The following is a 1,621-nucleotide window of genomic DNA, read 5'->3' as shown; positions in this document are numbered from 1 at the left end:
AAATGGCGGAGACAGTTGCGAGCGAAGGGCGACGATGATGCCCGTCTCCGAGAGGTCGCGGTCATGTTCCACCTGCGTGACGCGCTACGCTCGGGCGACATCTGGCTCGACCGCTCGCATCGGTATGGTGACCTGCGCAACGTCCTGGTGTCGATGGAAGTCGCGCATGCTGCGAAGCTGGCCGTACCGTCTGATCCGCATGTCTGGCTCGCCGATCGCAAAGCCCGTCTTGCCGATGGCCTTGCCCGGCTCGGTCGCGCCGCGCGTAACGGCACGATCCCGAAAGGCAGTATCGAGGACGGCACACTGCGCATCGATCGCCTCACCGCTGACGCGCCGGATGGGATCGATGACTTGGTGCTCGATCTCTACCGCCGTCTGCCGTCCGTCCGTATTACCGACCTGCTGCTCGAAGTAGATGCCGCGCTCGGCTTCACCGAGGCCTTCACGCACCTGCGCACCGGCGTTCCGTGCGACGACCGGACCGGCCTGCTCAATGTCCTGCTCGCAGAGGGTTTGAACCTGGGCCTGCGCAAGATGGCCGAGGCTTCCAACACCCATGATTACTGGCAACTCTCTCGGCTCGCGCGCTGGCACGTCGAACGCGAGGCGATCGATCAGGCGCTGACCCATGTGGTCGCCGCACAAGGCGATCTGCCGATGGCGCAGGTCTGGGGTATGGGCACTACCGCATCCGCCGATGGTCAATTCTACCCCGCCGCGCGACAGGGCGAGGCGATGAACACGGTCAACGCTCGCTATGGCAACGATCCCGGCATCAAGGCCTATACCCACGTCAACGACCGCTTCGCGCCGTTTGCATCGCGGACCATCCCTGCGACCGTCAGCGAAGCCCCATACTTGCTCGACGGGCTGACGATGAATGAGGCCGGGCGACGGATCGAGGAGCAATACGCCGACACTGGCGGGTTCACCGACCATCTGTTCGGGATCAGCGCCACGCTCGGCTACCGCCTGGTGCTGCGCATCCGCGACCTTCCGTCCAAACGGCTCTACGTGTTCGATCCCGCCGCTACGCCGAGCGAGTTACGTCCGCTGGTGGGCGGGAAGGCGCGCGAAGCGCTGATCGTCTCCAATTGGCCCGATCTATTTCGCTGCGCAGCCACCATGAGCGCAGGGCAGGTCCCGCCAAGCCGCATCCTGCGCAAGCTCGCCGCCTATCCGCGCCAGAACGATCTGGCGGCCGCACTGCGCGAGGTCGGCCGGATCGAACGGACGCTATTCATCATCGAATGGATCCTTGATGCCGGCATGCAACGCCGCGCGCAGGTCGGCCTCAACAAGGGCGAAGCGCACCACGCGCTGAAGAACGCCTTACGGATCGGTCGCCAGGGCGAGATCCGCGACCGTACGACAGAGGGGCAGCATTACCGCATCGCCGGCCTCAACCTGCTCACCGCCGTCATCGTCTACTGGAACACCCTGCATCTCGGCCATGCCGTCGAAGCCCGGCGACGCGAAGGGCTCGATACGCCCGACCACCTGCTGGCCCATATCTCACCGCTCGGGTGGGCGCACATCCTCCTCACCGGCGAATACCTCTGGCCGAAGGGTGCCGAGGCTTAGGGTGTCATTTCGCCCTCAGCCGGATTCGACCCCT

The 1,621-nt window shown here is 65.1% G+C and carries 1 protein-coding gene; it reads left to right on the top strand.

Going from position 1 to position 1,621, the window contains the following annotated elements; genetic code table 11:
* Window positions 1-1,587: Tn3 family transposase (locus ACH0BU_RS18010; protein WP_500264474.1), on the top strand; the 1,587-nt coding region annotated here is incomplete at its 5' end.
* Window positions 1,588-1,621: the final 34 nt, after the last annotated feature.

The organism is Sphingomonas olei (assembly GCF_045369765.1).
Taxonomy (GTDB): Bacteria; Pseudomonadota; Alphaproteobacteria; order Sphingomonadales; family Sphingomonadaceae; genus Sphingomonas; species Sphingomonas panaciterrae.
This window is presented reverse-complemented; position numbering and strand designations above follow the sequence as displayed.